This is a genomic window from Rhizobium sp. NZLR8 (genome assembly GCF_019685025.1).
Lineage (GTDB): Bacteria > Pseudomonadota > Alphaproteobacteria > Rhizobiales > Rhizobiaceae > Rhizobium.
The window spans coordinates 50,342-75,437 of sequence record NZ_JABDVY010000009.1 but is presented as its reverse complement, the minus strand read 5'-3'; the positions used below and the strand labels follow the sequence as shown (position 1 = coordinate 75,437).

The following is a 25,096-nucleotide window of genomic DNA, read 5'->3' as shown; positions in this document are numbered from 1 at the left end:
CGATCGGGCGATTCCGGCACGAAATCGCCCGATCGAGCCGCTTCTCAACGCTTGAGGATATAGTCGCAGAGACGCTCGGCCGCGACCGCCACCTGCGCAGGGTCGCGCAGGAAACAGGCGCGCAGGAAGAGTTCGCCGCCAGCGCCGAACGCGGTGCCGGGGGCAAGGCCGACGCCTGTCTTGTCGACGATATCGATGGCGGCGCTGCGGCTGTCGGCGACGCCGTCGATCTTGAGGAAGGCGTAAAGCGCGCCGTCCGGTTTCAGCGTCTCGACGCGGTTGGTGGCGACAAGCGCGTCGCAGAGAATATCGCGGGAGCGGGCCGCCTTGGCGATATTGGCAGCGACGAAATCGTCGCCTTCATTCAGAGCTGCGACGGCGCCCTTCTGCATGAACTGCGCCACGCCCGATGTCGAATACTGGATGAGGTTTTCGAGCACCTGGCCCATCTCGGGCGGGGCGACGATCCAACCGACGCGCCAGCCGGTCATCGACCAGTTCTTCGAGAAGGAATTGACGAAGAGGATCTTGTCGTCCGGCTCCATCACATCGAGGAAAGAAGGCGCCCGACCGCCGGCAAAATAATAGAGAGCGTAGATTTCATCCGCCATGATCCAGAGATCGTGCCGGCGGGCGAGCGCCAGGATGTCGGCAAGATCCTTCTTCGTCGCCGTCCAGCCCGTCGGGTTCGACGGCGTGTTGACGAAGATGCCCCTGGTCTTCGGCGTGATGGCAGCTTCGACGCGGTTCAGATCGACCGCCCATTTGCCGCCTTCGAACTGCAGCTCGACGCCGACGGAGCGCGCGCCCGAGATTTCGAGGGCGGCAGCGATATTCGGCCAGGCGGGGGTGAAGTAAACCAGTTCGTCATCCGGCGAGGTCAGCGTCTGCACGGCGATCTGGATCGCCTGCATGCCGGAACCGGTGACATAGAAATGCTCGACCGGAAGCCGGATTCCGAAATGTCTGAAGTAATAATCCGAAAGCGCCTGGCGAAGCTCGGGAATGCCGCGCTGCCATGTGTAGAAGGTCTCGCCTGAAGCAAGCGCGGCCATCGCCGCTCTGCTGATGAAATCAGGCGTCGGCAGGTCGCCTTCACCCACCCAGAGAGGCAGCAGGCCTTCGCGGCCACGGGCATAGTTGACGACTTCGACGATCCCGCTTTCGGGCGCCGCTATGGCGCGCGGGCTGAGGCTCTTCACGATCGACATGCATATCTCCGGTTTCCGCCTTCATAGTGGATTTGCGTCGGCAAATCCCATGATATCCAGTGATGGAATATCGATTTTCGTGATGAATGGTCGGGCCGCGCCGGCGTGGTGAAGCACGCCAGGAGATCCACGCTCGCCCTTCATCCGCCTGCCGGCCCCTGCTCCCGGTAAACGGAGCGAAGGGGGTGTGCCGCGACCTCTCCGTTCCTCGGTAAGCTCTCGCAGGGCACGTCCCCTCTCCCCGTTTTTTACCGGGGTCCGAAGGACGGGTCGAGACCAGCGGCTCGACCCCCGGTTGGGCTAGGGTGAGGGGCAGCCTTCAGCCACGATCAGGCCGTCGGGCGCTTGGCGAGGAGATCGCGGATTTCGGTCAGCAGCTGGACGTCGGCGGGCGGCGGGGGCAGCTCTTCCGGTGCGGCCTTTTCCTGGCGCTCGACCTGCAGGCGCAGATAATTCACGCCCCTGACCATCAGGAAGATGATCCAGGCGAGAATGAGGAAGTTGATCAGAACGGTGAGGAAGCTGCCATAGGCAAAGACCGCCCCTTGCGCGCGGGCGGCGGCAAGCGTCGGCGCGTTGACGGCCGACGCAAGTGGCAGAAAGTAATTCGAGAAATCGAAGCCGCCGAAAATGGCGCCGACAATCGGCATGATCAGGTCGTCGACCAAGGATTTGACGATGCCGCCGAAGGCGCCGCCGATGATGACGCCGACTGCAAGATCCATGACATTGCCGCGGGCGATAAAGGCCTTGAAGTCGTTGAGCATCGGATCCGTCCCCCTTCGATCCATTTCAGAGAGTATACGATGGATTTTATTAGCTACATCTTCACTGCAATTAATCAATCGGCAATCGCAATTATTTGGCGATACCTCTGGCGGTCTTTGACTTAAGGCCTAGACGGGCAGGAATTTTCAAAGCACCTGAAATGACTTAAGCTGCTCCAAGTTGCGGGAGGTCCCGGCGGGTTTTCCGCCGGCGGAGGGTCAATGCTTCCAGGCTGGGTCATATTCGCGTCTGCCTTCGGCTATCTGCTCCTGCTTTTCGCCGTGGCAAGCTATGGCGACCGCAAGAAGCGCGGCCAGGGCGGGCTCGAAGGCGGATGGCCGGTGGTCTATGCGCTGAGCCTGGCGATCTACTGCACCTCCTGGACCTATTTCGGCAGCGTCGGGCTTGCGGCGCAGCGCGGCCTGGAATTTGCCGGCATCTATATCGGCCCGATCCTGGTCTTCACGCTCGCCATGCCGCTGCTTCGCCGGATCATCGAGCTCGCCAAGGCCGAGAAGCTCACCTCGGTTGCCGATTTCGTCGCCGCGCGCTACGGCAAAAACCCGACGGTCGCAACGATCGTCGCGCTGATCTCGCTGATCGGCACCATTCCTTATATCGCGCTACAGCTCAAGGCGATCTCCAGCACCGTTAGCGCCATGGTCAACCCGTCCGATTACGGCATCGGCAGCGGCAATCTCTACTTCCTGGACCTGCCGCTCATCGCGACGCTGGTGCTTGCCTGCTTCGCCATCATGTTCGGCACGCGGCATACGGATGCGACGGAACACCAGGACGGCCTGATCCTCGCAGTCTCGATGGAATCCGTGGTCAAGCTCGTCGCCTTCCTGACCGCCGGCGTCTGCGTCATCTGGTTTCTCTTCGATGGCCCGACCGATCTCTGGCAGAAGACTGTCGACAACGAGCTGGTCATGTCGGCGCTCAACTACCATACGCCGATCAGCCGCTGGATCACGCTGATCCTCCTCTCGGCCTTCGCGATCATCCTGCTGCCGCGGCAATTCCACGTGACGGTCGTCGAAAACCGAACGCCGAAACAGCTGAAACTCGCCGGCTTCCTGTTTCCCACCTACCTCATCGCCATCAATCTCTTCGTGTTGCCGGTGGCGATCGGCGGACTGCTGACCTTCGGCGGCGCGGGCAACGCCGATTTCTACATGCTGTCGCTGCCGCTTGCCGGTGAGATGCCTGTGGTGTCGCTGATCACCTTCATCGGCGGCTTCTCCGCCGCAACGGCGATGGTCATCGTCGATTCCGTGGCGCTGTCGATCATGGTGTCGAACGATATCATCATGCCGATCTTCCTGAGGCGCAAACTCGCCGGCCGCGCCAGCCAGCGCGACAATTTCGCCAAGACGCTGCTCAACATCCGCCGCAGCGCGATTTTCGCCGTGCTGCTGTTCGGCTACGCCTATTACCGCTCGACCGACAGCACCGCCGGCCTGGCCTCGATCGGCCTTCTTTCCTTTGCCGCGATCGCGCAAATCGCCCCTGCCCTCATCGGCGGGCTGATCTGGCGGCGGGCGAATGCGCGCGGCGCGATCCTCGGGCTTTCCTCCGGCTTCATCATCTGGATCTACCTGCTGTTCCTGCCATCGCTCGGCGGTCCCGATTATTCCTATGTGGCGAGCGCCGTGCTCGGCTTTATCTTTCCCGGGACGACATTGTTCAGCGCAGCCGACGCCGATCCGCTGGTCAATGCAACGGCGATGAGCCTGCTCGTCAACACCGCCTTCTTCGTCGTCGGCTCGCTCACCCGCAATGCCCGGCCGCTAGAACGCATCCAGGCCGGCATCTTCGTCAAGCGGCATTCGCGCTCGCAATTTGCCACGCGCGGCTGGAAGACCCGCATCAGCGTCGGCGATCTCAAAGCGGCGATCTCGCGCTATCTCGGCGAAGAGCGCATGCAGCGCTCATTGACGACTTACGAACAAAGCTCCGGCCGCAAGCTAGGGGACGAACAGCCGGCCGACATGGCGCTCATCCATTTCAGCGAGCAGCTGCTCGGCAGCGCCATCGGCTCGTCCTCGGCCCGGCTCGTGCTGTCGTTGATCCTGCAGAAGATCGAGGATGCCTCTTCCGACACCGCCTGGCTGCTCGACCAGGCAAGCGAGGCGCTGCAATATAACCAGGATATGCTGCAGACCGCCCTTTCGCAGATGGATCAAGGCATTGCGGTGTTCGACAGTTCCAACCGGCTGACGATCTGGAACCGGCGCTTCCGGCAATTGCTGGACCTGCCGGAAAGTGCCGGCCAGGTCGGTTTTCCCCTCGCCGACATTGTCACCACGCTGAGTGAGCGCGGCGACATCGCGCCCGGCGATCTCAATCAGACGGTACGGCATTTCCTGACACTGGACAAACCCTTCGCACTGGTGCTCAGCGGCGGCGAGCGGATCATCGAGGTCCGCTCCAACGCCATGCCCGACAAGGGCATTGTCGCGACCTTCACCGACATCACCCAGCGCGTCAGCGCTGACCAGGCGCTGAAACAGGCGAATGAGACGCTGGAGCAGCGTGTCGCCGAACGCACCGCCGAGTTGACCCGCGTCAACCACGAACTCGCCGAGGCGCGCGCCGCCGCCGACGAGGCGAATATCGGCAAGACCCGTTTTTTCGCCGCTGCCGGCCACGATATTCTGCAGCCGCTGAACGCCGCCAGGCTTTATTCCTCGGCGCTGGTCGAGCGCATGGCGCAATCAGACAACAGCCCGATCGTGCGCAACATCGATTCCGCGCTGGAATCGGTCGAAACCATTCTTGGCGCCGTGCTCGATATATCCAGGCTCGATACCGGCGCCATGCGGCCGCGGCTTGCCGCCGTGGCACTTTCCGACCTGTTGGAGCGGATCGAGACCGATTTCGCGCCGATTGCCCGCGAGAAACAGCTGAAGCTGGTGGTCATGCCGACATCGCTTCGGGTGCGCTCCGACCCCAATCTTCTGCGCCGGCTGGTGCAGAACCTCGTTTCCAATGCCATCAAATACACGAACACGGGCAAGGTGCTGGTCGGAGCGCGGCGGCGCGGCAACCACGTGATCATTCAGGTAATCGATTCCGGAATCGGCATTCCGCCGTCGAAATTCCGCACGGTGTTCAAGGAATTCGCCCGGCTGGACGAAGGCGCCAAAACCGCCTCCGGCCTCGGGCTCGGTCTTTCGATCGTCGACCGCATCGCCCGCGTGCTCAACCATCCGGTCGAACTGCACTCGACGCATGGCAAGGGCACGGAATTCCGCATCTCCATGCCGCTCGACATTTCGCGCCCCGCGGAGGCTACAGCGGCAACCACTGCTGCCGACCGTCCGGGACAGCCGCTCAAGGGGCTGAAGATCCTCTGCATCGATAACGAACCAAAGATTCTCGAAGGTATGCGGCTGCTGCTCAACGGCTGGGGCTGCGAGGTGGAGGCGCTGGATAGTCTCGCCGAGGTGATATCGAGCGACGGCCATGGCGGGCCGCCGGATCTCGTCATCGCCGATTATCATCTCGACGACGGCACCGGGATTGCCGCAATCCTGCATCTTCGCCGGCAGTTCGGCGCCGACATTCCTGCGCTGATGATTACGGCCGACCGCACGCCGGAGGTGCGCAGCGAGGCCGAGAAATACGACATCGCCGTTCAGCACAAACCGGTGCGGCCGGCAGCACTGCGCGCCTATATTACCCAGATTTCCGGCTTGAAGCGCGCGGCCGCGGAGTAAGAGTCAGTCCGCAGCGTCCATGACGCGCGCGATGAGATCACGGACCCGCGCCGCATCCGGCACGTCTCCGAACAGGATGCGGTACATGATCGGCGCCACGACCTGATCCATGACGCGGTCGAGATCCGGAAAGACCTCACCACGAGCCTTCGCCCTTTCGGCGATGACGACGATCTGCTGGCGGGTATATTCGCAGCATTTGCAGGCATTTGCGCCCGTTTGCGCCGCCAGCACGTCGCGGATCATCTCGCGGCCCGGCCCGGACGACATTTCCTCGGCATATTGCTCGGCCCAGGCTTCGAGGTCCGCCTTGCCGCTGCCGGCATCGACCGGCTGCATATCCGGCCGCAGCCGCTCGACGGCAACGTCGGCAAGAAGCGCCTGCAGGTCACCCCAACGGCGATAGATGGTCGACGGTGTCACACCCGCCTTGGCAGCGATCAGCGGGATCGTCACCTCAGCGCGGATCATCTCGGCCAACAGCTCATGGACCGCCTTGTGAACCGATGCCTGAACCCGCGCGCTTCTGCCGCCCGGACGGAGATTCTCTTTTACCGCCATGCCTGCAATCCAACTTTCGTTTCTTTGTTTTATGCATGTCGTTATCCCGGAACCGCTGCACACTTCCGGGCGACAGGCATACCATGGTTCAAAATCTTTGACAGAACCATGAACGCAAAGAATTTGCCTTTACCATGCATTCGCCCTACATGGAGCTAACGCAACGGCTTAGCTTTAAGAGGGCTTATATATGGTCGCCGCAGCCAAATCCACCGGGAATGCGCAGAGGCCCTCGATCGGTTTTCATGCGCTGACACTCGCCACCTTCTTCGGCGCCTCCGCGGCGCCGACGCCGCTCTATCGGATCTATCAGCAGAATTTCTCGCTCTCGCCTGTGCTGATCACGGTGGTCTTCGCGATCTACGCATTCGCGCTGCTGGCGGCGCTTTTGACCGCCGGTTCGATCTCCGACCATCTCGGCCGCAAGCCGGTGATCTTTTTCGCCCTCGTGCTCGAAATCATCGCCATGGCGCTCTTCGTCGTCGCCAACGGGCCCGGCTGGCTGATCGCGGCGCGGATCGTCCAGGGTATTGCAACCGGGATCGCCGGCGCCTCGATCGGCGCGGCGCTCGTCGATGTCGACCGGGCAAAGGGGCAAATCGTCAATTCGATCGCGCCGCTTTGCGGCATGGCGGTGGGGGCGGTCGGCACCAGCGCCTTGATCCAATACGGCCCCTTCCCGATGCATCTCACCTATGCGCTGTTGCTCCTTGCCTTCACGCTGCTGGCAGCGGGCATCTGGTTGACGCACGAGACCGGCGGCACGCGGCCGGGCGCGCTCGATTCGCTGATCCCCAGGGTCGCCATTCCCCAGCAGGTGAAACGGCCACTGTCGCTGGTGACGCCGATCAACATCGCCAACTGCACGCTCGCCGGCTTCTATCTCTCGCTGGTCCCGTCGCTGGTCGCCAGCACCACCGGTAGCGGCGCGCCGCTGACCGGCGGGGCCGTCGTGACTGCGCTGATGGCGAGCGGGGCGAGCGCCGTCTATCTCAGACGCAGCAAGTCGGCCTCGGCCAATCTCGGTTTCGGCGTGTCGGCCAAAACGCTCGGTATTTTGACGGTCGTTGCCGGCGTGCATCTCGCCAATGTGCCGCTGCTTCTCATCGGCACGGTCTTCACCGGCGCCGGTTTCGGAACCAATTTCCTCGGTTCGATCGGCACCATCATGCCGCTCGCCAAGGCGGATGAGCGGGCCGGGCTTTTGTCTGCCTTCTATATCCAGAGCTATCTCGCCTTCAGCCTGCCGGCGATCCTTGCCGGGTTCCTGGCGAAATCGGCCGGATATGCGCTGACGACGGATATCTATGCGACGGCCATCCTGTTGCTGATGGGCGTCGGACTACTGGGGCTTCGCGCCGGCCGTCGGAAGGCGGCCGCGTGAGGGCATGACGGCGACCAGCCGTGGCGAGGGAACCGTCTCCGTTCCGCTGAACCGAACGGATCAGAAGTCCTCCCAGCCGTGGTCGGCCGGAGCGGTTGCCTTTGAGCCGCCACCGAGAGCGGTCGCCAGCGTCTTCTTCAACGCACGGGCCGGAGAGGGAACAGGGATGGACGTGTGCGATGATACGATTTTCGGAGCGGCGATCGAACGCGGCGCATTCGAACGCGATATTGCCGACGTCATGCCCATGCCGGTATCGAGGCGAAACTGGCCCAACCGTCCGGACAGGGCAGAGACTTCGGTCGCGAGCGTGTGGGCTGCCGCATTCGACTCCTCCACCATGGCCGCATTCTTCTGCGTCGCCTGATCCATCTGATTGACGGCGGTATTGATTTCCTGAAGGCCGGTCGACTGCTCGCGTGCGGATTGAACGATCGCGTGGACATTGCGGTCGATCTGCTGCACCTCTTGAACAATCCCGTCCAAGGCATCGCCGGTCTCGCGCACCAGGGCAACACCATGTCGCACCTGGCCGCCCGAAGCGCCGATCAGCGCCTTGATCTCCTTGGCTGCGCCAGCCGAGCGCTGCGCCAGCTCACGGACTTCCTGGGCGACGACGGCGAAGCCCTTGCCGGCTTCACCGGCGCGCGCGGCCTCGACGCCGGCATTCAGCGCAAGCAGGTTTGTCTGGAAGGCGATCTCGTCGATGACGCCGATGATATTCGAGATCGACTTGGACGACTGTTCGATGTCGTTCATCGCTTCGACAGCCCGCTGCACGATCTGGCCGGACCGTTCGGCATTTTCCTTCGTGCGAACAACCATCGATCCTGCTTCTTCGGCACGCGCCGTGGAATCCTTGACGGATGTGGTGATCTGCTCGAGCGCCGCGGCAGTTTCTTCAACGGAGGCAGCCTGCTGTTCCGTACGCCGCGCAAGATCGTCGGCCGCAGAACGGATCTCCTCGGTGCCGCTTTGGATGACCTCGGCATTTTGCGAGAATGACACCAGCGCCGAACGCAATTTGACGACCGACTCGTTGAAATTGATGCGGGTCTCGTCAAGCGTCGCAGCGAAAGGATGCTCGAGTGCGCTCGTCATGTCGCCTTCGGCAAGCTTCGCCAGGCCAAGCGCCAATTCACCGACGGCGAATTTGACGTCGGCTTCCTGGGCCTGGTCGATCCGAGCGCGCTCTGCACGCTCCTTTTCCTGCAGCGCGCGGTTTTCTTCTGCCGCGGCCTCCAGCCGCGCCTTTTCGCGATTGCCCTCCAGCAGCGCCTTCAGCGAGCGCGACAGGTCGCCGATTTCGTCCTTCGCGTCGCTGTCCTTCAGGTTCACATCGAGTTTACCTGCGGCAATCTCGGCAGTCTCGCCGATGACGCTGGAAATCCGACCGACGAACCGACGTGCGATCAGCCAACCGGCGACGCCGAGCAGCAAGGCCGCCAAGCCTGTTGCGAGAATGGCATCCCGCACCACCGCATACAGAGGCCCGAAGAGTGTTGCCTTCGGGACCGAAACGATCGCATACCAATCCGAGCTCTCGGCAAGCTTGACCGCGACCGCAATCGCCAGCGATACGCTGCCGTCCTCATTGGTCACCTCACGCTCAACACCGGGATTGGCGATAAGACGATCCCACTCCGCAGTCTTTGCTCCCGTCTCGGAAAGGCTCTTGCCGATGAGGCCTGCATCCGGATGGCTGACGATCTTGCCGGCACTGGTCACCAGGCCAAGGAAGCCCGCTCCCATCGGTCGAACGGCTGACAGCGCCTTGTTGGTGTCCTGAAGCGAAAGGTCAAGGCCTGCAACGCCCACCGCCTTGCCGTCGATGACAATCGGCTTGGTGACAGAGGTCATCAAGACGTCTTTTCCATCGATCGCATAAGAATACGGCTCGATGACAACGGTTTTGCGCTGCGTGAACGGCAGCTGATAGTAGTCGCCCGCTCCAGCCACGGTATAATCGGTCAACGCGGTATTGGCAATCTGCCCCCCGCTCCGCACCCAATAGGGCACATAGCGGCCCGTCGCGTCGTGTCCTTCCTTGCCGACATAATCCTTGTCCTTGCCGTCGAAAGCATTCGGCTCCCATCCGGTCCAAGTCCCAAGGACGGGGGGGTTGGCTTGCAGCAGGTTGAGCAAGACCTTGTCCGCCCTGGCACGATCGGTGTCGCCCATCTGCTTCATCGTGGTCAGCACGACATCAAGTCCGTCGACGATATGCACGGTACCGCCGATATTCTTTTCGACTTTCAGCGCTTCGGCCGTCGCGATCTGGCGCATCTGTTCGATGCTGCCGCCGCGAATTTCGGTATAGGACCGATAGAAAATGACGCTGGAAGCGACAATAACGGCGATGACGCCACAGGCCGCCACAGAAAAAAGATTGCGACTTGTCGTAGACTTGAAAAGCATGTTCTCCGCCCGCCTTCGCTGCTGTACTGACGCACGCCTTAAGTCCAATTCGCCGGCACGTATAAACAACCGTCATCCAGCAGAAACTGAAGGCCTCCCAATCTCCATGCTTGCAAAATTTGATTAAAACAAAGTTCTTATTCTCTAAAGCGCGTCGCGATCTTTCAGATTCGCTCCTCGCGCTTTAGGTCTTTGTTTTTTGCGTATGTCTTTGCCGTAAAACCGCTGCGCGGTCTGTGCGACATGCTTGACCGGCAACGGAATTATTCAACAGGGTCTGCACTTTGCGGTTTCAGATCGAGCAGCGCGCGGCCGCTGCCATCCATGGCGAAGGGCACCGAGGCGTGCTGATGGGCAACCAGCCAGCGGCCATCCCGCTTGACGAGGCCGAGGGTCTGGCGGAACCAGAGATCGACCTCGGCCCCATCGGTCTTGGTCCCGGTCATGCGCAGGAGACCACTCCAGAAGGCGACATCCCCGCCGACCGTCAATCTGGCATCGCGCACTTCGCCGCCGATCGGGCCTTCCCAGGTATCGAACCAGGCCTGTAGGCCGGCCGCGTCCTTGCCATTGCTGACGAGCGGCGGCGCCAGCGAGAACTCGACGGAATCCTCGACCTCATAGGACAGCGCCTCCTCGGCGTTCTTTTCGCTGAGCGCCTTGGCCCGCATCATCAGCATGGCGATGATCGCCTCTTCTTCGTGCCTGACATTGGCTTCGTCTTTCACAACCGTTCTCCTTTTCCGTTATAGACAGAGGACGAACGGCAAGAGGACGATCCGACAAGGATGCATTTCCGTTTTCGTAATTCCGGACGCAAAACCGCCGCGCAGTCTTGCCGGAATCGCCTCAGAGATAACTCGTCACCGCCGGTTCGTTCCACCAGGCATCATGCCTGCCGTCGTAATAACGGACCGGCAGTGCTGCCAGTTCCTCAGGGGTGATATCGTCGAGGCAGGCGATGTTGATCGAGACATAGGCGCCGCCGATCGCCTCGACATAACCGTCGCCAAAGGCGGGCACGCCGCAGGTGCGACAGAAGCGGTGGTGACCGCTCATCGTGTTGAACTGGTAGTCAGCCGTTTCCGCCTCGTCGCACGTCAGACGAAAATCCTCGGGCTTGACGTTGGCGCCCCAATAGCGCCGCTTGGCGCAGATCGAACAATTGCAGCGGCCGGTGCCCTCCTCGAGGTCGATATCCACCTCGTAGTGCACTCTGCCGCAGTGGCAGCTTCCCTTGTAGGTTTTCTTCATGGCGCGCTCCTCCTTCAATATTGCGTTCAGTGCCTCGATATGACAATATGTTGTCACTATGAATGAGATACAAAATAGACAACATGTTGTCAAACAGAATCGACCGGAGCGGACGATGGAAGGGAATGCCTTTTCCGCTTTCGCAATCACCGCCCTTCGCCTGGCCGGCCATCTGACGGCGGCGGGCGACCAGCTGGCAAAGCCTGCAGGACAGACAAGCGCCCGCTGGCAGGTGCTGGCCGCGGCAAGGCGCGGCGACATGTCGGTGGCGCAGATCGCCCGCGCGCTCGGCCTCGCTCGCCAGGGCGTGCAACGGCTTGCCGATGTGCTGGAGGGTGAAGGGCTGATCGCCTATGCGGAGAACCCGCAGCACCAGCGGGCCAAGCTGGTGCGGCTGACGGCGGAAGGGACCGCACGGCTGGGGGTAATCGAGGTGGCGCAGGCCGGATGGGCGGACGGGCTGGGTGCTGCGTTTACGTCAGCCGAGCTCGATGCGGCGCGGGCGGTGATGCTGCGGGTCATGGAGATGCTGGAGGCTGACGGGGCGCCCGGAGGCTGATTGGCCTTGCGGTGATACGGCCGAGGCTGACGCAAATAAAAAAGGCCGGGCTAACCCGACCTTCCCTGCCATCTCAACGAACCGTGCCAGTACATCCGTGGTCACGATCCGGAGATGATATTCAAAGCTCCACGCGTCCGAGAGGACGCGCCAAACTTAAGCCGCCTGGAGGCGGTCTGCCGACATTTTGCCGGACTTGTTGTCGCGGACGAGCTCGTAAGACAGCTTCTGGCCATCCTTGAGGTCACGCATGCCGGCGCGTTCAACGGCCGAGATGTGGACGAAAACGTCGGCAGCGCCGTCATCCGGCTGAATGAAGCCGAAGCCCTTGGTTGCGTTGAACCACTTAACGGTACCTGTGCTCATGACGATATCCTTTTCGAATCGTTCATAGAAGATTGCCGCCCGGGCAAATGCCGAGCGGCGATGAAAACCGATTTTGGAGGAAGTTCGCCAGGAACGACGCGAGCGTCGTTTCAAAGTTCATCTAGCAAGATCGATGCGTGAACGTTTAATCGGAAATTGTGTCCGTGACAAGGCCGCAACACGGAAAAGTCGAGTTCGTGCTCTTGGGGCGAAAGGGTCTTTGCCGTCGTGCCGCGGCGGCACCCTCTGCCCTGCCGGGCATCTCCCTCACAGGTGGGGAGATCGGCAAGTAGCCCGCCCACCGGACCTCTCCTGCGACTAGCCGTGACGGACAAGATTCGGGGAGATCCTCGCGCCCAGCCAATCTCCCCACTTGTGGGGGAGATGCCCGGCAGGGCAGAGGGGGCGGCCACGGTATGACGGTAAAGATTGCCCCCTCAAAACCCACACCGCGAAACGGCTTACGCCGCTGCCTTCGCCCCTGCATAGGGATCGAACCGTCCGTAAAAAGTCTCACCATTGGCGGCCAAGTCTTTCAACAATGACGTCGGCTTGAAATGGTCTCCGTAAGCCTCAGCTAACTTCTCCGCCAGTTCCACGAAGGCCTTCGCGCCCATCCCGTCGATATAACTCAGCGCCCCGCCGGTATAGGGCGCGAAGCCGAAGCCGAGGATCGAGCCGACGTCGGCCTCGCGCGGATCGGTGACGATGCCTTCCTCGACGGTGCGGGCGGCTTCGAGCGCGATGGTGACAAGGAAGCGTTGCTTGAGAACGGCGATGTCGACGTCATCCGCTTTCTTCTGCGGGTAGAGGCTCTTCAACTCGGGCCAAAGCGATTTCTTGGCCGGTTTCGGCGGATAATCGTAGAAGCCCTTGGAATTCTTGCGGCCTAAGCGGCCCTCCTTTTCCACCATGCGGGAGATCAGTTCCATATGCCTGAGGTCGATCGCCTTCTCGCCGAGATCGGCGGCCGTGGCCTTGAGGATTTTCAGCGAGAGATCGATGGCGACCTCGTCGTTGAGTGCCAACGGACCCACCGGCATGCCGGCCATCTTGGCGGCATTCTCGATCATCGCGGGCGGCACGCCTTCGATCAGCATGTCGTAGCTTTCCGACATGTAACGCAGCACGCAGCGATTGACGAAGAAGCCGCGGGTGTCGTTGACGACGATCGGCGTCTTCTTGATCGCCGCGACATAGTCGAGAGCGACGGCCAGCGCCCTGTCGCCGGTCTCCTTACCGAGGATGACCTCGGTCAGCATCATCTTTTCCACCGGCGAGAAGAAATGGATGCCGATGAAATCGGCCGGGCGCTTGGAATTCTTCGCCAGCCCGGTAATCGGCAGGGTCGAGGTATTAGAGGCTAAGATCGCTCCTTGCGGCAGCACGGCTTCCACAGCCTCGATCACCGCTTTCTTCACCTGGCGATCCTCGAACACCGCCTCGATGACCAGATCGGCATTGGTGAGGTCGGCGTAATCGGCCGAGGGCGTGATGCGAGAGAGCAGGGCTGCGGCCTCGTGCTGCGTAAATCGCCCCTTACCGACGGAATCCTTGGCGAGACCTTCGCAGACGGCCTTTCCCTTGGCAGCAGCCTCCAAGTCACGGTCGATCAGCGTCACCGGAATGCCGGCGGCGGCCGTAACATAGGCGATCGAAGCGCCCATGAAGCCGGCGCCGACGACGCCGACATGTTTCAGCTCGGTCTTCGGGTGACCGGCCGGACGGCGCGCACCCTTGCCGAGTTCCTGCATGGAGATGAACAGCGAACGGATCATCGAGAAGGCTTCGCGGGTCTGCACCACCTCGGTGAAATAACGCTGCTCGATCTTCAGGCCGGTGTCGAACGGCACCTGAAGGCCTTCATAGACACATTTCAGGATGGCAAGCGCTGCCGGATAATTGCCCGATGTCTCCCGACGCAGGATCGCCGGCGCCGCCGGCCAGAGCTGGGCTGAAGCCGGCGTCCAGATGCCGCCGCCGGGCGCCTTGAAACCCTTCTCGTCCCAGGGGGCGACCGGTTTCAGGCCATCCTTGATCATCTGCTTGGCGGCGGGGATCAGTTGGTCCGGCTCGACCACCTGATGCACGAGGTTCATCGCCTTGGCGCGGGAGCCGGTCAGCGACTGGCCCGTCGTCATCATCTGCAGCGCATCCTGGGCGTTCGCCAGGCGCGGCACACGCTGTGTGCCGCCGGCGCCGGGGAAGATGCCGACCTTGACCTCGGGCAGCGCGATCTTGACGCTCTTGGCATTGGAGACGACGCGGCCGTGGCAGGCGAGCGACATTTCGAAGGCGCCGCCCATGCAGGTGCCGTTGATGGCGGAGACCCAGGGCTTGCCCGATGTTTCGAGCTTGCGAAACAGGCCGGTCATGCTGCCGACCATGTCGAAGAGTTTCTGCACGGCCGTTTGCGGGCTCTTTTCTTTCTCATCCTGGTAGAAAGTGAACGTCGACTTGACCATCGACAGATCGGCGCCGCCGGAGAAGGAGGACTTGCCCGAGGTAATGACGACACCCTTGACGGCGGCGTCAGTGGTGGTGGCATCGATGATGGCGTCGAGCTCGGCCATCACCTCCGCGGTGAAGACGTTCATCGATTTGCCGGGCATGTCCCAGATGACGAGAGCGATGCCGTCGGCGTCGGTTTCGAGCGTGAAATTTATGTAGGTCATTGGGTTTCCTCCCCGATCAGGCCGGCAAATGGCTGCGCTGCGCGTCGACTGTCTTCGTCTTTTCGGTGACTACATCGCCGATATGCTTGGTCTGCGATGGCTCGAAAAGCACGATCCAGCATTCCTCCTCCGCCACCGGATTATGCTCTACGCCCCTCGGCACGACATGAAAATCGCCGGCGTTCAGGTGCACATGCGGGCGGTCGCGATATTCGATGGTCAGCGCGCCCTTCCAGATGAGAAAAAGCTCGTCCTCGTCGCGGTGAGAATGCCAGGCGAGCTGGCCCCGGACCTTGGCGAGCTTGACGCTCTGGCCGTTGAGATCGGCAATGACGCGGGGCGACCAGTGCTCGGTGACCTCGGCATATTCGGTTTCGATCGTGCCGGTGTTGAAGCTCATCGTCAGACCCTTTCGATAACCGTCGCGGTACCCATGCCGGCGCCGATGCAGAGCGTCACCAGCGCGGTGTTGAGGTCGCGGCGTTCGAGCTCGTCCAGCACCGTGCCGAGGATCATCGCGCCGGTGGCGCCGAGCGGATGACCCATGGCGATGGCGCCGCCATTGACGTTGATCCTGTCGTGGTCGATGTCGAAGGCTTGCATATAGCGCAGCACCACGGCGGCGAAGGCCTCGTTCAACTCGAAGAGATCGATGTCGGCAAGGCGCATGCCGGTCCGTTTCAGCAGCTTCTCGGTGACATCGACCGGTCCGGTCAGCATCAGGGCCGGATCGGAGCCGATATTGGCGAAGGCTTTGATGCGGGCGCGCGGCTTCATGCCCATGCTCTGACCGCCTGCCTTGGAGCCGAGCAGGACGACGCCGGCGCCATCGACGATGCCTGAGGAATTGCCGGCATGGTGGACATAGTTGATGCGCTCGATTTCCGGGTGCGCCTGGATTCCGACGGCCTCGAACCCGCCCATCTCGCCGGGCATCTGGAAGGAGGGATTGAGGGAGGCAAGCGCCTGCATGTCGGTGCCGGGGCGCATATGCTCGTCCTTATCAAGGATCGTCAGGCCGTTCTGATCCTTGACCGGCACGACCGACTTGTCGAACCAACCCTGCTGCCAGGCATGTCCAGCGCGCTTCTGGCTCTCGACGGCGTAGGCGTCGACATCGGTTCTGCTGAAACCATATTTGGTGGCGATCAGATCGGCGGAGACGCCCTGCGGCATGAAATAGGCCGGGAAATTCACCGAGGGATCCATGAACCAGGCGCCGCCGGACATGCCGAGGCCGACGCGGGACATGCTTTCGACGCCGCCCGCGATGACGATGTCGTCGGCCCCTTGGGCAATCTTGCCGGCGCCGAAATTGACGGCATCGAGGCCGGAGGCGCAGAATCTGGAGATCTGCATGCCGGGCGCCCTGGTGGAATAACCGGCTTCGAAGGCGGCTGCCTTGGGGATGACGGCACCGGCATCCATGACCGGATCGACACAGCCCATGATGATGTCGTCGACGGTCGTGGTATCGAGCCCGTTGCGGTCGCGGATCGCTTCCAGCGTCTTGGCCGCCAAGCGCACGGAAGGCACCTCATGCAGGGCGCCGTCCTTCTTGCCGCGGCCGCGCGGCGTGCGAACGTGGTCGTAAATAAAAACCTCGGTCATGTTCTGCTCCCTATCGGCGGCGAGGCCGGTGAATTTCAACTCCCCTTCTCCCCTCGGGGAGAAGGTGGCCGAAGGTCGGATGAGAGGGCGCTCGCGGCAAACTCGACCTTGCTTGCGCGCGGCCGTTCGCTCCTTCGTCGCTCACCCCCTCATCTGTCCTTCGGACATCTTCTCCACGCAGGGGAGAAGGGGGAATTCGTCAAAACGCTTCGGCGGCAAGTTCCATCATCGTGTCTGCACCGGCTTCGATACGGGTCTTGCGAAGCGCGGTTTCCGGCATGATGCGTTCCATGAAGAAGCGGGCGGTCACCAGCTTATTCCTCAGGAAATCCTCACGGGTTCCATCGCCGGATGCAAGGCCGTCCTCGGCGGCTTTCGCCATCTTTGCCCACATATAGCCGAGAACGACAAGGCCGAAGAGGTGCATGTAATCAGTCGAGCCGGCGCCGGCATTGTCGGGCTTGGCCATGGCGTTCTGCATGAACCACATGGTCGCGCCCTGGGCGTCGTTCAAGCCCTTCTTCAGATGCTTGGTGAAGAAGGACAGTTTTTCATTGTCCCGATTCTCTTCGCAGAAATCGCCGATCTCCTTGAACAGCGCCATGGCGGCACGGCCGCCGTTCAAGGCGAGCTTGCGGCCGACGAGATCGAGCGCCTGAATGCCGTTGGCGCCTTCATAGATCATGGCGATGCGGGCATCGCGCACATACTGGCTCATACCGTGTTCTTCGATATAGCCGTGGCCGCCGAAAACCTGCTGGGCCATGACAGCATGATCGAAGCCCTTATCGGTCATCACGCCCTTGAGGATCGGGGTGACGAGGCCGAGAATATCGTCAGCCGTCTGGCGCTCCTTCTCGTCAGTGGCACGGTGAGCAATGTCCGACTTGAGCGCGGTCCACAGCAGAAAGGCCCGGCCACCCTCGTTGAAAGCGCGGATGGTCATCAAGGTGCGACGAATATCGGGATGAACGATGATCGGATCGGCCTTCTTATCCGGCGCCTTGGGACCGGACAGCGAGCGGCCCTGGATACGGTCGCGGGCATAGTTGGCGGCGTTCTGATAGGCGATCTCGGAAATGGCGATGCCCTGCAGGCCGACCATCAGTCGGGCCTCGTTCATCATCACGAACATGGCGTTGAGGCCGCGGTTTTCGGCGCCGATCAGGAAACCCGTCGCCTCGTCGTAATTCATGACGCAGGTGGCGTTGGCGTGGATGCCCATCTTGTGCTCGATCGCGCCGCAGGAGACAGCATTGCGGTCGCCGAGGGCGCCATCCTTGCCGACCAGGAATTTCGGAACGATGAACAGCGAGATGCCCTTGGTGCCCTCGGGCGCGCCTTCGATGCGGGCAAGCACCAGGTGGACGATATTGTCGGCGAGATCATGCTCACCGGCAGAGATGAAGATCTTCTGGCCGGAGATCCTGTAGCTGCCGTCGGCCTGCGGCACCGCCTTGGTGCGCAGCATGCCGAGATCGGTGCCGCAATGCGGCTCGGTGAGGTTCATGGTGCCGGTCCAGGAGCCGTCCACCATCTTCGGCAGATAGGTGCTCTTCTGCTCGGACGAACCATGGACGAGGATCGCGGCGATCGCGCCTTGCGTCAGGCCCGGATACATCATCAGCGACATGTTGGCGGCGGAGGTATATTCGCCGACGGCGGTATGCAGCGTATAGGGAAGCCCCTGCCCGCCGAATTCCTCGGGCACGGCAAGGCCGATCCAGCCGCCTTCGCGATAGGCCTTGTAAGCCTCCTTGAAGCCCTTCGGCGTCGAGACGCTGGCATCGTCGTGGCGATGGCAGCCTTCCTGATCGCCGGAATAATTCACCGGGAAGAGAGCCTCCTCTGCAACCTTTCCAGCCTCGCCGAGGATCGCCTCGATCATGTCAGGCGTCGCGTCGGCAAAACCGGGAAGATTGTTGTAGCGTTCGAGGCCCAGCACGTCGTTCAGGACGAAGAGCGTATCGGTCACCGGGGCCTTGTAGACTGGCATCTCTGGATTTCCTCCCATTCGACTGCGCGGGTCGCGACGGCCTCGGGGACTGTCTTACAAAATATTGACGTTTGCGTAAACGTCAAATTCTGCCGCTTCGCCGCCTTTCATGAAAAAATTTGTCATGACGAGTCTGCGGGCGATGAAGGGCCCGAAAGGCACGAGACGTCGTCTCCCCTTCCTTGTCCATCGTGGAACGGCGTATAAACGCAAGCGTCTTTCAACCCGCAATTCGGGAATGCCAGGGGAGGATGGTCGGGATGATCAGTTTCGAGGCGATAAGGCAGCGTGCGGAGCAGCGGAAGGGCGGAGCCGCCGCTTTGCAGGCCTTGCTGGAGAAGCATAGGCCGGATCACAACCGGCTGCGCACCATGCCCGACGACCGCATCCTCGCAGACATGACCCGGCGCATCTTCTACAGCGGCTTCGTCCAGAAGGTGATCGATGCGAAGTGGCCGGGTTTCGAGGCGGCGTTTTCCGGCTTCGAGGCGGCTATGCTGAATATCGCGCCCGACGATTATTGGCATGACCTGACTTCGGACGAACGGATCATCCGCAACGGTGCGAAGATCATGTCGGTTCGCGCCAATGCCGCCTTCATCCGCGAACTGGCACGGGAACACGGCAGTGCCGGCGTCTTCTTGGCCGACTGGCCGCGGGAGAACCAGATCGGCCTTCTCGACCTGTTGGGGAAACGCGGCAGCCGGCTCGGCGGCATGACCGGGCAATATTTCCTGCGGGGCATCGGCCGTGACAGCTTCGTCAGCACGATCGACGTGCTCGCCTGCCTGAGATCGGCCGGTGTGCCGCTCTCCTCCTCCGGCATGGCGAAGAAGGACCAGCCGCTGATCCAGCAGGCCTTCAACGACTGGGCGGAGGAGACTGGCCTTTCCTTCATCCTCCTGTCGCGCATCAGCGCCTATTCGATCGATGCGGCGCACACGCACGGAAATTCGCACGGGCAGTAGCGCAGGCCGCTCGGAGTTCCTACGTCTTCCGGACGATTCATCGAGGAGGATATCATGACCGACTTTCCCTATGAGAGCGCCCTCATCGTCGGCGCGGGCTCCGGCATCAGTGCGTCGCTTGCACGGCAATTGTCGGCGCTCGGCGTCAAGGTCGGGCTTGCCGCCCGCAATGTCGAAAAGCTCCAGCTGCTCATCGAGCAGACCGGCGCCAGCGCCTTTACCGCCGACGTCTCGCAGCCGCAAAGCGTTGCAGCGCTGTTCGAAGAGGCTGCCGGCGCGATCGGCGGACCTGACGTGGTGATCTTCAACGCCGGCGCCCGCCTGCGCGGACCGCTGGCCGAACTCGATCCCGCCGATGTCGAAAAGGCGATCGCGACCACCGCTTTCGGCGGTTTTCTGGTGGCGCAGCAGGCGGCGCAGCGGATGATACCGCGCGGCCGCGGCGCCATCCTGTTCACCGGCGCTTCGGCGAGCGTCAAGGGTTATGCGCAATCGGCCCCCTTCGCGATGGGCAAGTTTGCGCTGCGCGGCCTTGCCCAGAGTGCGGCTCGTGAACTTGGGCCGATGGGCATCCACGTCGCGCATTTCGTCATCGACGGCGCGGTGCGCTCGCAGATGCGGCCGGACCGGGCGGAGAAGCCGGATGGCACGCTTTCGCCGGAGGCGATCGCCCAGACCTATATCGACGTGCTTCGCCAGCACCGCAGCGCATGGTCGCTGGAGGTCGAAGTCCGGCCCTGGACGGAGAATTTCTGAGCTGCCATCGGCGGAGAAGGCAGCTATCGCGGCGACGATGGACAGACTATGTTTCGTCGCCGGAGCTGACCAGGATGATTTTAGGCCGGATGGCCTAAAATCATCCTGGTCCAGATTCAATGGTTAGAGCATGATGCCGTCCGAAAACCGCTCACACTTTTCGGCATCATGCTCTCGGAGGACACCGATGCAGCGCCTGGACCATGTCACGATCGATACCCGCGATGCCTCTCGTATGATCGGCTTCCTCAACGCCGTGCTCGGCGTCGAGGAAGGCTATAGGCCACCCTTCGACTCGCCCGGCCACTGGCTCTATCTGGACGAACGCCCGGTCATCCATCTCAGCCTGACGTCACGCAGCACCGATTTTCCGCCCGGCATCTTCAATCATGTCGCCTTCAGCCTCTACGAATTCGGCGCGGCGCTGGAGCGCATCAAGGCGAGCGGCTATCGCTATGAATATTACGATATTCCCGACACCGATCTCGGCCAGATCTTCGTCTATGGCCCCGAAGGCGTGAAGATTGAGCTGCAATATAAGCGGCCGACCTAAGCGCCCCACCGCCATTCGATGTGACGAATTCAGGGGCAATTGCCGCCTAAAACGGCGTTTGGAACACAAACGTTAAAAAATTCTCATCGACATTAACGGCTTGTTTACCACGTTTCGTGAAAGGTGCGGATTGAGCAGTAGCAATCCGCATTCCTTTTCCCAGTGTCGCGTTTCCCAGGGATGCCGCTACATCGTCCAGCTTGAGGAAAGCCTAATTGACTAACCTCTTATGAATGATGTGCTCCGGTCGGCGTGAAGACGCTGGCCACAGACGGAAAAGCCAATGATCGAGCTCTGACGAGGGGTCGAGCAGTCGAAGCGAGCAAGAAGATGAACGGATCGCGATCAAATCCTTCCCGACAGTCCGACAGGACCTCGCTCGATGCGCTGAACCGCACGATCGAAGGGCTGGAGGCACGCATCGAAGGGCTGATAGGCAGCGGGCGCGAACAGCGGCCGCGCACGGCAACAGCCGAGCGCGAACCCTACCCGGCCTCCAATGCTCCGCGCCCCGCAAGGGCGCCGCTCGAGCCGCGGCCGGATCCGCTCGCCGAAATCCGCCAGCGCCAGCGCGCGCTTGAAGCGGGCCGCGAGCGACCCTACACACGCGAGCCGGCCCCGCAGTTGCGCGAACCAGCCCCACAGTTGCGCGAACCCGCGTCGCGCGTCGCCACACCACAACCGGCACCCGCCCTCCGTGCGGGCGACGACACGATGACCGAGATCGCCCAGGCGCTCGTCAATCTCAGGCATGATCTGAAGCGCGATATTTCCGAGGGCGTCACCCGCGAGATGAACGCGCTGCGCGCCGAGCTGCGCGAGATCAAGGCGAATGCCGGCGATGGCGGTTTCGCCGATGATATGCGCGCCGATATGGGCCGCCTTGCCCAGAGCATTACTCAGTTGACCGGCCGCTCGAGCGGTCCGGAGGCGACCGGCCTGCGCGAGGACTTCGAGGAGCTGCGCTCGCTGATGGACGGGCTGGCGCGCGAGGATTCGCTGCGCCATATGGAAAACCGCTGGGACGGCTTCGAGAGCCGGCTTGCGGCGCTCGATACCGAGGGGCTGCAGGAAGAGCTGGTTTCGCTCGCCTATAGGCTCGACGACATCAAGCGCCATATCGGCGGCATGGGCGAAAGCCCGGCGGTCCGGGCACTTGAGGACAAGCTCATCGCCATCGCCACGGCGATGGAGCAGTTCGGCAACATGATCCAGCCGCACGACCGGGTCATGTCGGAGCAGTTCGCCGCCATGGACACGCGGCTTGACGAGATCAGCCGGGCGATCGCGGCAAGCGGGCGCGCGGCTGCCACCAACGATCCGGCGCTGATGCAGCGGCTGGAAGGCCGGCTTTCGGCGCTGGCCGATCAGATCGATCTGATGAGCCATGATGCGGCCAACCGCGCAACGCCGGCCGACGAGCTGGCGATGCGGCTCGAAGCGCTGACATCTCGCGTCGAGGAGTTGACGAAGGCGGAAGCGACGTCACGGCTCGACGAACGGCTGGAGCATCTTTCCTATCTCCTGGAGCGCACGCAAACGACGGCGCAGCCCGACCTCACCGGCACGCTTTCCGACATTTCCCGCAAGATCGACGCGCTTGAGAACGGCGCGGTCAACGACGTGCTGGCGCAGCGGCTCGACGGTCTCGCCCGGCGCATCGACGAGATGGCCTACCAGCAACCGGCACCGGCCGCCGCGGTTGACGACGGCGCCTTCCGGCGTCTCGAAGGGCGGCTGAGCGACATCGCCGCCCGGCTGGAAGAGAGCACATCGGCAGCGCCGACCGATCCACATGCGCTGAAGAACCTCGAAGACCAGATCGCCAATCTTTCGGCACTGATGAACACGCCACGCGAAAGCGCCGCGATCCCAGCCGAATTCGACCGGCGGATGGGCGCGATCGAAGACTATATGGCGACGAGCGACGAATATATCATCGAGGCGGCGCGCCAGGCGGCAGAAGCCGTCGTCGACGCCTATTCGCGCCATGGCGGCCCGCAGGGCGCCGTGGCTGCTGCCGATATGTCGGCGCTGACGGCGCTGGCCGAGGATCTGCGTCACCTCGAGGAAATCAGCCGCGACAGCGAGGAGCGCACGCACAAGACTTTCAAGGCGCTGCACGAGACGCTGGTGCATATCGCCGACCGCCTCGACGGCATGGAAGAGCGCGGCGGGCGGGTGAGTGCCCAGATGCCGGTGGCCGAGGTCGATTTCGATGTCGATCCCTACGCGCTGATGGTGGCCGAGGCCGAGATGGACAGGACGCCGGCCGCTGTCCTGGAAGCGAAGGCCTCTCCTGTTATCCGCACGGCCGAGGTTGCAGCCGAACCTGCCGCCCCGGTGCAAGCCAATGCCATGAGCGGAACGAGCGCGATCGCCATCGAAGCCGCGACCAGGACGACTGAGAACGTGACGCCAATACGGGCACAGGCACCGGCAAAGGCCAGCCTGCTTGCCAGCCTCGGCAAGCGGCTGCTGCCCGGCAGGAAAGCCGAGAGCCGGGCAACCGAACGCCCGATGATCGACCCCGCGCCATCGATCGATCCGACCGACGTGGTGCCGACGGATGCGGCAAACGAACTGCTCGAACCGGGCTCGGGCGCGCCCGACGTGAAGAAGATCCTTGAACGGGTCCGCGCCAGCCAGAGTGCCGCACGCGGCAAACCTGCCGCCGAAACCGATCGCGCCGATTATATCGCCGCCGCGCGTCGTGCAGCGCAGGCAGCCGCGATGGAAGTGGACGCCAATCCGAAACAGGCAGCCGTCAAGGCCGAGAAGAAGGGCGCAAGCGTCGACAAGGCCGGCAAGACCGATAAGTCTGACAAGACGGGCAAGACCAGCGCCTTTTCGCGCTACCGGCGACCGATCCTGCTGGCCGTCGGCGCCGTTCTGCTGGCGATCATGGCCTTTCCGCTTGCCCGGACGCTGACGAGCGGCGAGAGCGCCCCGCAGGCGCCAGCCGAAGTCTCGGCGCTGACCGGCGCGACGGAAAATCCACCGCCGGCCTTGCCTGAGGCAACACCCGCCCAGCCGGACACCGGCGCGGCAGAAACGGCCGCTCCCACAGCGCAGACGACACCCCCGGCCGCCGAACAGGCTACGCCGGAAGCAACCCCGCCGGTTGCTGGCGATCATCTGACCGATGCCGCGCCGCTCGACGGCGAAGGGGCCGCGACGTTTGCGCCTGCCGCGCCCTCCGGCACAGCGCAGGAGACATCGGGCTTTGTTGCGAACATGTCGGCGGCCGCATCCGCACCGCAGGCCGCCATCACGATTCCCGATGCCATCCAGCCGAAATCGCTTGCCGATGCGGCGCGAACCGGCGATGTGTTGGCGCTGTTTGAGATCGGCGCGCGTTATTCGGACGGCCGCAACGGCATCACCGTCGATCAGAAGCAGGCGGCAGGCTGGTACCAGCTTTCGGCCGACAAGGGCTTTGCACCGGCGCAGTACCGGCTCGGCAGCATGTACGAGAAGGGCAATGGCGTCGAACGCGACATCGCGAAGGCGAAGAGCTTCTACGAGCAGGCGGCAAACCAGGGCAATGCCAGCGCCATGCATAATCTCGCCGTGCTCTACGCTTCCGGCGCGCTCGGCCAGCAGGACTATGCCACGGCCGCCTCATGGTTCACCAAGGCCGCCAACCTCGGCATCACCGACAGCCAGTTCAACCTGGCGATCCTTTGCGCGAGGGGCAACGGGGTTCCGGCGGATATCGAAGAATCCTACAAATGGTTTTCGATCGCCGCCAAGGCCGGCGACAAGGACGCGGCGCAGAAACGCGACGAAGTGGCCAAAGCCATGAAGCCGGACCAGCTCGAGCGGGCCCGCACTAAGGCCGATCTCTGGAAGCCGGAGCCGGTCGACCACCGCACCAACGCTATCGACATTCCCGACGAATGGGCCGGCACTGGCCTCAAGACGGCGACGGTCGACATGAAGAAGGCGATCCGCAATATCCAGGCGATCCTCAACAATAGCGGTTTCGACGCCGGCTCACCGGATGGCGAAATGGGCGCAAAGACAGTGACCGCGATCAAAAACTTCCAGAAGTCGGTCGGCCAGGAGCCGGACGGCAAAGTGACCGACGCAACCGTCAAGGCGCTGCTCGAACGCAACAAGCAGGGCAGCAAGGCCATCTAGAACCTTTCCGCTCTTTTCGGGTGCGGAAATGGCCGATGTCTCGTTTGCGCCAGCCCGGGCGCAAACCGCACGGCCCTTTTGCTGTAATTGCCCTACAAAAGGCTTGGCGGCCTCAGACATTTTTCGTTTTTTCCGCCGCCTGTCA

18 protein-coding genes are annotated in these 25,096 nt (G+C 62.5%); 7 read left to right on the top strand and 11 right to left on the bottom strand.

Annotation, left to right across the window (positions count from 1 at the left end):
* Window positions 1-44: 44 nt before the first annotated feature.
* Entirely contained in the window at window positions 45-1,211 is a 1,167-nt protein-coding gene (locus HJB89_RS19985) for a pyridoxal phosphate-dependent aminotransferase (protein WP_207582856.1), read from the bottom strand.
* A gap of 329 nt (window positions 1,212-1,540) precedes the next feature.
* A complete protein-coding gene (gene mscL, locus HJB89_RS19980; protein ID WP_207582855.1) occupies window positions 1,541-1,978 on the bottom strand; it encodes a large conductance mechanosensitive channel protein MscL in 438 nt (145 codons plus the stop codon).
* 222 nt (window positions 1,979-2,200) lie between these two features.
* Between mscL and HJB89_RS19975 the strand changes: the two genes are divergently transcribed.
* Window positions 2,201-5,704 (top strand): hybrid sensor histidine kinase/response regulator, encoded by a 3,504-nt coding sequence (locus tag HJB89_RS19975; RefSeq protein WP_207582854.1) that lies wholly within the window; start codon window positions 2,201-2,203, stop codon window positions 5,702-5,704.
* Window positions 5,705-5,707: 3 nt separating this feature from the next.
* Here HJB89_RS19975 and HJB89_RS19970 read toward each other — a convergent pair whose 3' ends face one another.
* Window positions 5,708-6,265: a TetR/AcrR family transcriptional regulator gene (locus tag HJB89_RS19970; protein ID WP_207582853.1), complete on the bottom strand. Its 558-nt coding sequence runs from the start codon at window positions 6,263-6,265 to the stop codon at window positions 5,708-5,710.
* Window positions 6,266-6,455: 190 nt separating this feature from the next.
* On the opposite strand from HJB89_RS19970, the gene HJB89_RS19965 reads away from it, so the two are divergent.
* Window positions 6,456-7,649: an MFS transporter gene (locus HJB89_RS19965; RefSeq protein ID WP_221150433.1), complete on the top strand. Its 1,194-nt coding sequence runs from the start codon at window positions 6,456-6,458 to the stop codon at window positions 7,647-7,649.
* A 60-nt stretch (window positions 7,650-7,709) separates the two neighbouring features.
* On the opposite strand, the gene HJB89_RS19960 is transcribed toward HJB89_RS19965, so the two are convergent.
* From HJB89_RS19960 to HJB89_RS19950, 3 genes are all read right to left on the bottom strand, one after another.
* A complete protein-coding gene (locus tag HJB89_RS19960) occupies window positions 7,710-10,067 on the bottom strand; it encodes a methyl-accepting chemotaxis protein (RefSeq protein ID WP_221150432.1) in 2,358 nt (785 codons plus the stop codon).
* A gap of 263 nt (window positions 10,068-10,330) precedes the next feature.
* On the bottom strand, window positions 10,331-10,795 hold the full coding sequence (locus HJB89_RS19955; protein ID WP_207582850.1) for a nuclear transport factor 2 family protein: 465 nt from the start codon (window positions 10,793-10,795) through the stop codon (window positions 10,331-10,333).
* Window positions 10,796-10,916: 121 nt separating this feature from the next.
* A complete protein-coding gene (locus tag HJB89_RS19950) occupies window positions 10,917-11,321 on the bottom strand; it encodes a GFA family protein (RefSeq protein WP_207582849.1) in 405 nt (134 codons plus the stop codon).
* Window positions 11,322-11,379: 58 nt separating this feature from the next.
* On the opposite strand from HJB89_RS19950, the gene HJB89_RS19945 reads away from it, so the two are divergent.
* Window positions 11,380-11,880, top strand: coding sequence for a MarR family winged helix-turn-helix transcriptional regulator (locus HJB89_RS19945; RefSeq protein ID WP_207582848.1), 501 nt, complete (start codon window positions 11,380-11,382; stop codon window positions 11,878-11,880).
* Between the two features lie 156 nt (window positions 11,881-12,036).
* Here the strand turns inward: HJB89_RS19945 and HJB89_RS19940 are convergent, their stop codons facing one another.
* The 5 genes from HJB89_RS19940 to HJB89_RS19920 all read right to left on the bottom strand — a co-directional run bounded on the left by HJB89_RS19940 (window position 12,037) and on the right by HJB89_RS19920 (window position 18,528).
* Window positions 12,037-12,246 carry a cold-shock protein gene (locus HJB89_RS19940; protein WP_003545273.1) on the bottom strand — a complete coding sequence of 70 codons (210 nt, stop codon included), beginning with the start codon at window positions 12,244-12,246 and terminating at the stop codon, window positions 12,037-12,039.
* Window positions 12,247-12,707: 461 nt separating this feature from the next.
* Window positions 12,708-14,921 carry a 3-hydroxyacyl-CoA dehydrogenase NAD-binding domain-containing protein gene (locus tag HJB89_RS19935; protein ID WP_221150431.1) on the bottom strand — a complete coding sequence of 738 codons (2,214 nt, stop codon included), beginning with the start codon at window positions 14,919-14,921 and terminating at the stop codon, window positions 12,708-12,710.
* A 16-nt stretch (window positions 14,922-14,937) separates the two neighbouring features.
* Window positions 14,938-15,321, bottom strand: a complete 384-nt coding sequence (locus HJB89_RS19930) for a cupin domain-containing protein (RefSeq protein WP_207582846.1) — start codon at window positions 15,319-15,321, stop codon at window positions 14,938-14,940.
* A gap of 2 nt (window positions 15,322-15,323) precedes the next feature.
* Window positions 15,324-16,532 (bottom strand): acetyl-CoA C-acetyltransferase, encoded by a 1,209-nt coding sequence (locus tag HJB89_RS19925; protein ID WP_221116147.1) that lies wholly within the window; start codon window positions 16,530-16,532, stop codon window positions 15,324-15,326.
* Window positions 16,533-16,731: 199 nt separating this feature from the next.
* Window positions 16,732-18,528, bottom strand: coding sequence for an acyl-CoA dehydrogenase C-terminal domain-containing protein (locus HJB89_RS19920; protein ID WP_221116125.1), 1,797 nt, complete (start codon window positions 18,526-18,528; stop codon window positions 16,732-16,734).
* Between the two features lie 260 nt (window positions 18,529-18,788).
* Between HJB89_RS19920 and HJB89_RS19915 the strand changes: the two genes are divergently transcribed.
* The 4 genes from HJB89_RS19915 (at window position 18,789) to HJB89_RS19900 (ending at window position 24,951) form a co-directional block, all read left to right on the top strand.
* Window positions 18,789-19,496 carry a DNA-3-methyladenine glycosylase I gene (locus tag HJB89_RS19915; RefSeq protein WP_207582844.1) on the top strand — a complete coding sequence of 236 codons (708 nt, stop codon included), beginning with the start codon at window positions 18,789-18,791 and terminating at the stop codon, window positions 19,494-19,496.
* A gap of 54 nt (window positions 19,497-19,550) precedes the next feature.
* Window positions 19,551-20,252, top strand: coding sequence for an SDR family NAD(P)-dependent oxidoreductase (locus HJB89_RS19910; protein WP_207582843.1), 702 nt, complete (start codon window positions 19,551-19,553; stop codon window positions 20,250-20,252).
* Window positions 20,253-20,439: 187 nt separating this feature from the next.
* Entirely contained in the window at window positions 20,440-20,805 is a 366-nt protein-coding gene (locus tag HJB89_RS19905) for a VOC family protein (protein ID WP_207582842.1), read from the top strand.
* Between the two features lie 330 nt (window positions 20,806-21,135).
* The gene (locus HJB89_RS19900; protein ID WP_221150430.1) at window positions 21,136-24,951 is read left to right on the top strand and encodes a peptidoglycan-binding protein; all 3,816 of its coding nucleotides are present in this window, start codon (window positions 21,136-21,138) and stop codon (window positions 24,949-24,951) included.
* Window positions 24,952-25,096 lie beyond the last annotated feature (145 nt).

Coding starts and splice junctions, on each gene's coding strand:
- HJB89_RS19920 (WP_221116125.1), bottom strand. CDS start 18,528: ATGCCAGTCTACAAGGCCCCGGTGACCGATACGCTCTTCGTCCTGAAC.
- HJB89_RS19925 (WP_221116147.1), bottom strand. CDS start 16,532: ATGACCGAGGTTTTTATTTACGACCACGTTCGCACGCCGCGCGGCCGC.
- mscL (WP_207582855.1), bottom strand. CDS start 1,978: ATGCTCAACGACTTCAAGGCCTTTATCGCCCGCGGCAATGTCATGGAT.
- HJB89_RS19970 (WP_207582853.1), bottom strand. CDS start 6,265: ATGGCGGTAAAAGAGAATCTCCGTCCGGGCGGCAGAAGCGCGCGGGTT.
- HJB89_RS19905 (WP_207582842.1), top strand. CDS start 20,440: ATGCAGCGCCTGGACCATGTCACGATCGATACCCGCGATGCCTCTCGT.
- HJB89_RS19945 (WP_207582848.1), top strand. CDS start 11,380: ATGAATGAGATACAAAATAGACAACATGTTGTCAAACAGAATCGACCG.
- HJB89_RS19915 (WP_207582844.1), top strand. CDS start 18,789: ATGATCAGTTTCGAGGCGATAAGGCAGCGTGCGGAGCAGCGGAAGGGC.
- HJB89_RS19950 (WP_207582849.1), bottom strand. CDS start 11,321: ATGAAGAAAACCTACAAGGGAAGCTGCCACTGCGGCAGAGTGCACTAC.
- HJB89_RS19965 (WP_221150433.1), top strand. CDS start 6,456: ATGGTCGCCGCAGCCAAATCCACCGGGAATGCGCAGAGGCCCTCGATC.
- HJB89_RS19910 (WP_207582843.1), top strand. CDS start 19,551: ATGACCGACTTTCCCTATGAGAGCGCCCTCATCGTCGGCGCGGGCTCC.
- HJB89_RS19940 (WP_003545273.1), bottom strand. CDS start 12,246: ATGAGCACAGGTACCGTTAAGTGGTTCAACGCAACCAAGGGCTTCGGC.
- HJB89_RS19975 (WP_207582854.1), top strand. CDS start 2,201: ATGCTTCCAGGCTGGGTCATATTCGCGTCTGCCTTCGGCTATCTGCTC.
- HJB89_RS19960 (WP_221150432.1), bottom strand. CDS start 10,067: ATGCTTTTCAAGTCTACGACAAGTCGCAATCTTTTTTCTGTGGCGGCC.
- HJB89_RS19935 (WP_221150431.1), bottom strand. CDS start 14,921: ATGACCTACATAAATTTCACGCTCGAAACCGACGCCGACGGCATCGCT.
- HJB89_RS19985 (WP_207582856.1), bottom strand. CDS start 1,211: ATGTCGATCGTGAAGAGCCTCAGCCCGCGCGCCATAGCGGCGCCCGAA.
- HJB89_RS19930 (WP_207582846.1), bottom strand. CDS start 15,321: ATGAGCTTCAACACCGGCACGATCGAAACCGAATATGCCGAGGTCACC.
- HJB89_RS19900 (WP_221150430.1), top strand. CDS start 21,136: ATGAACGGATCGCGATCAAATCCTTCCCGACAGTCCGACAGGACCTCG.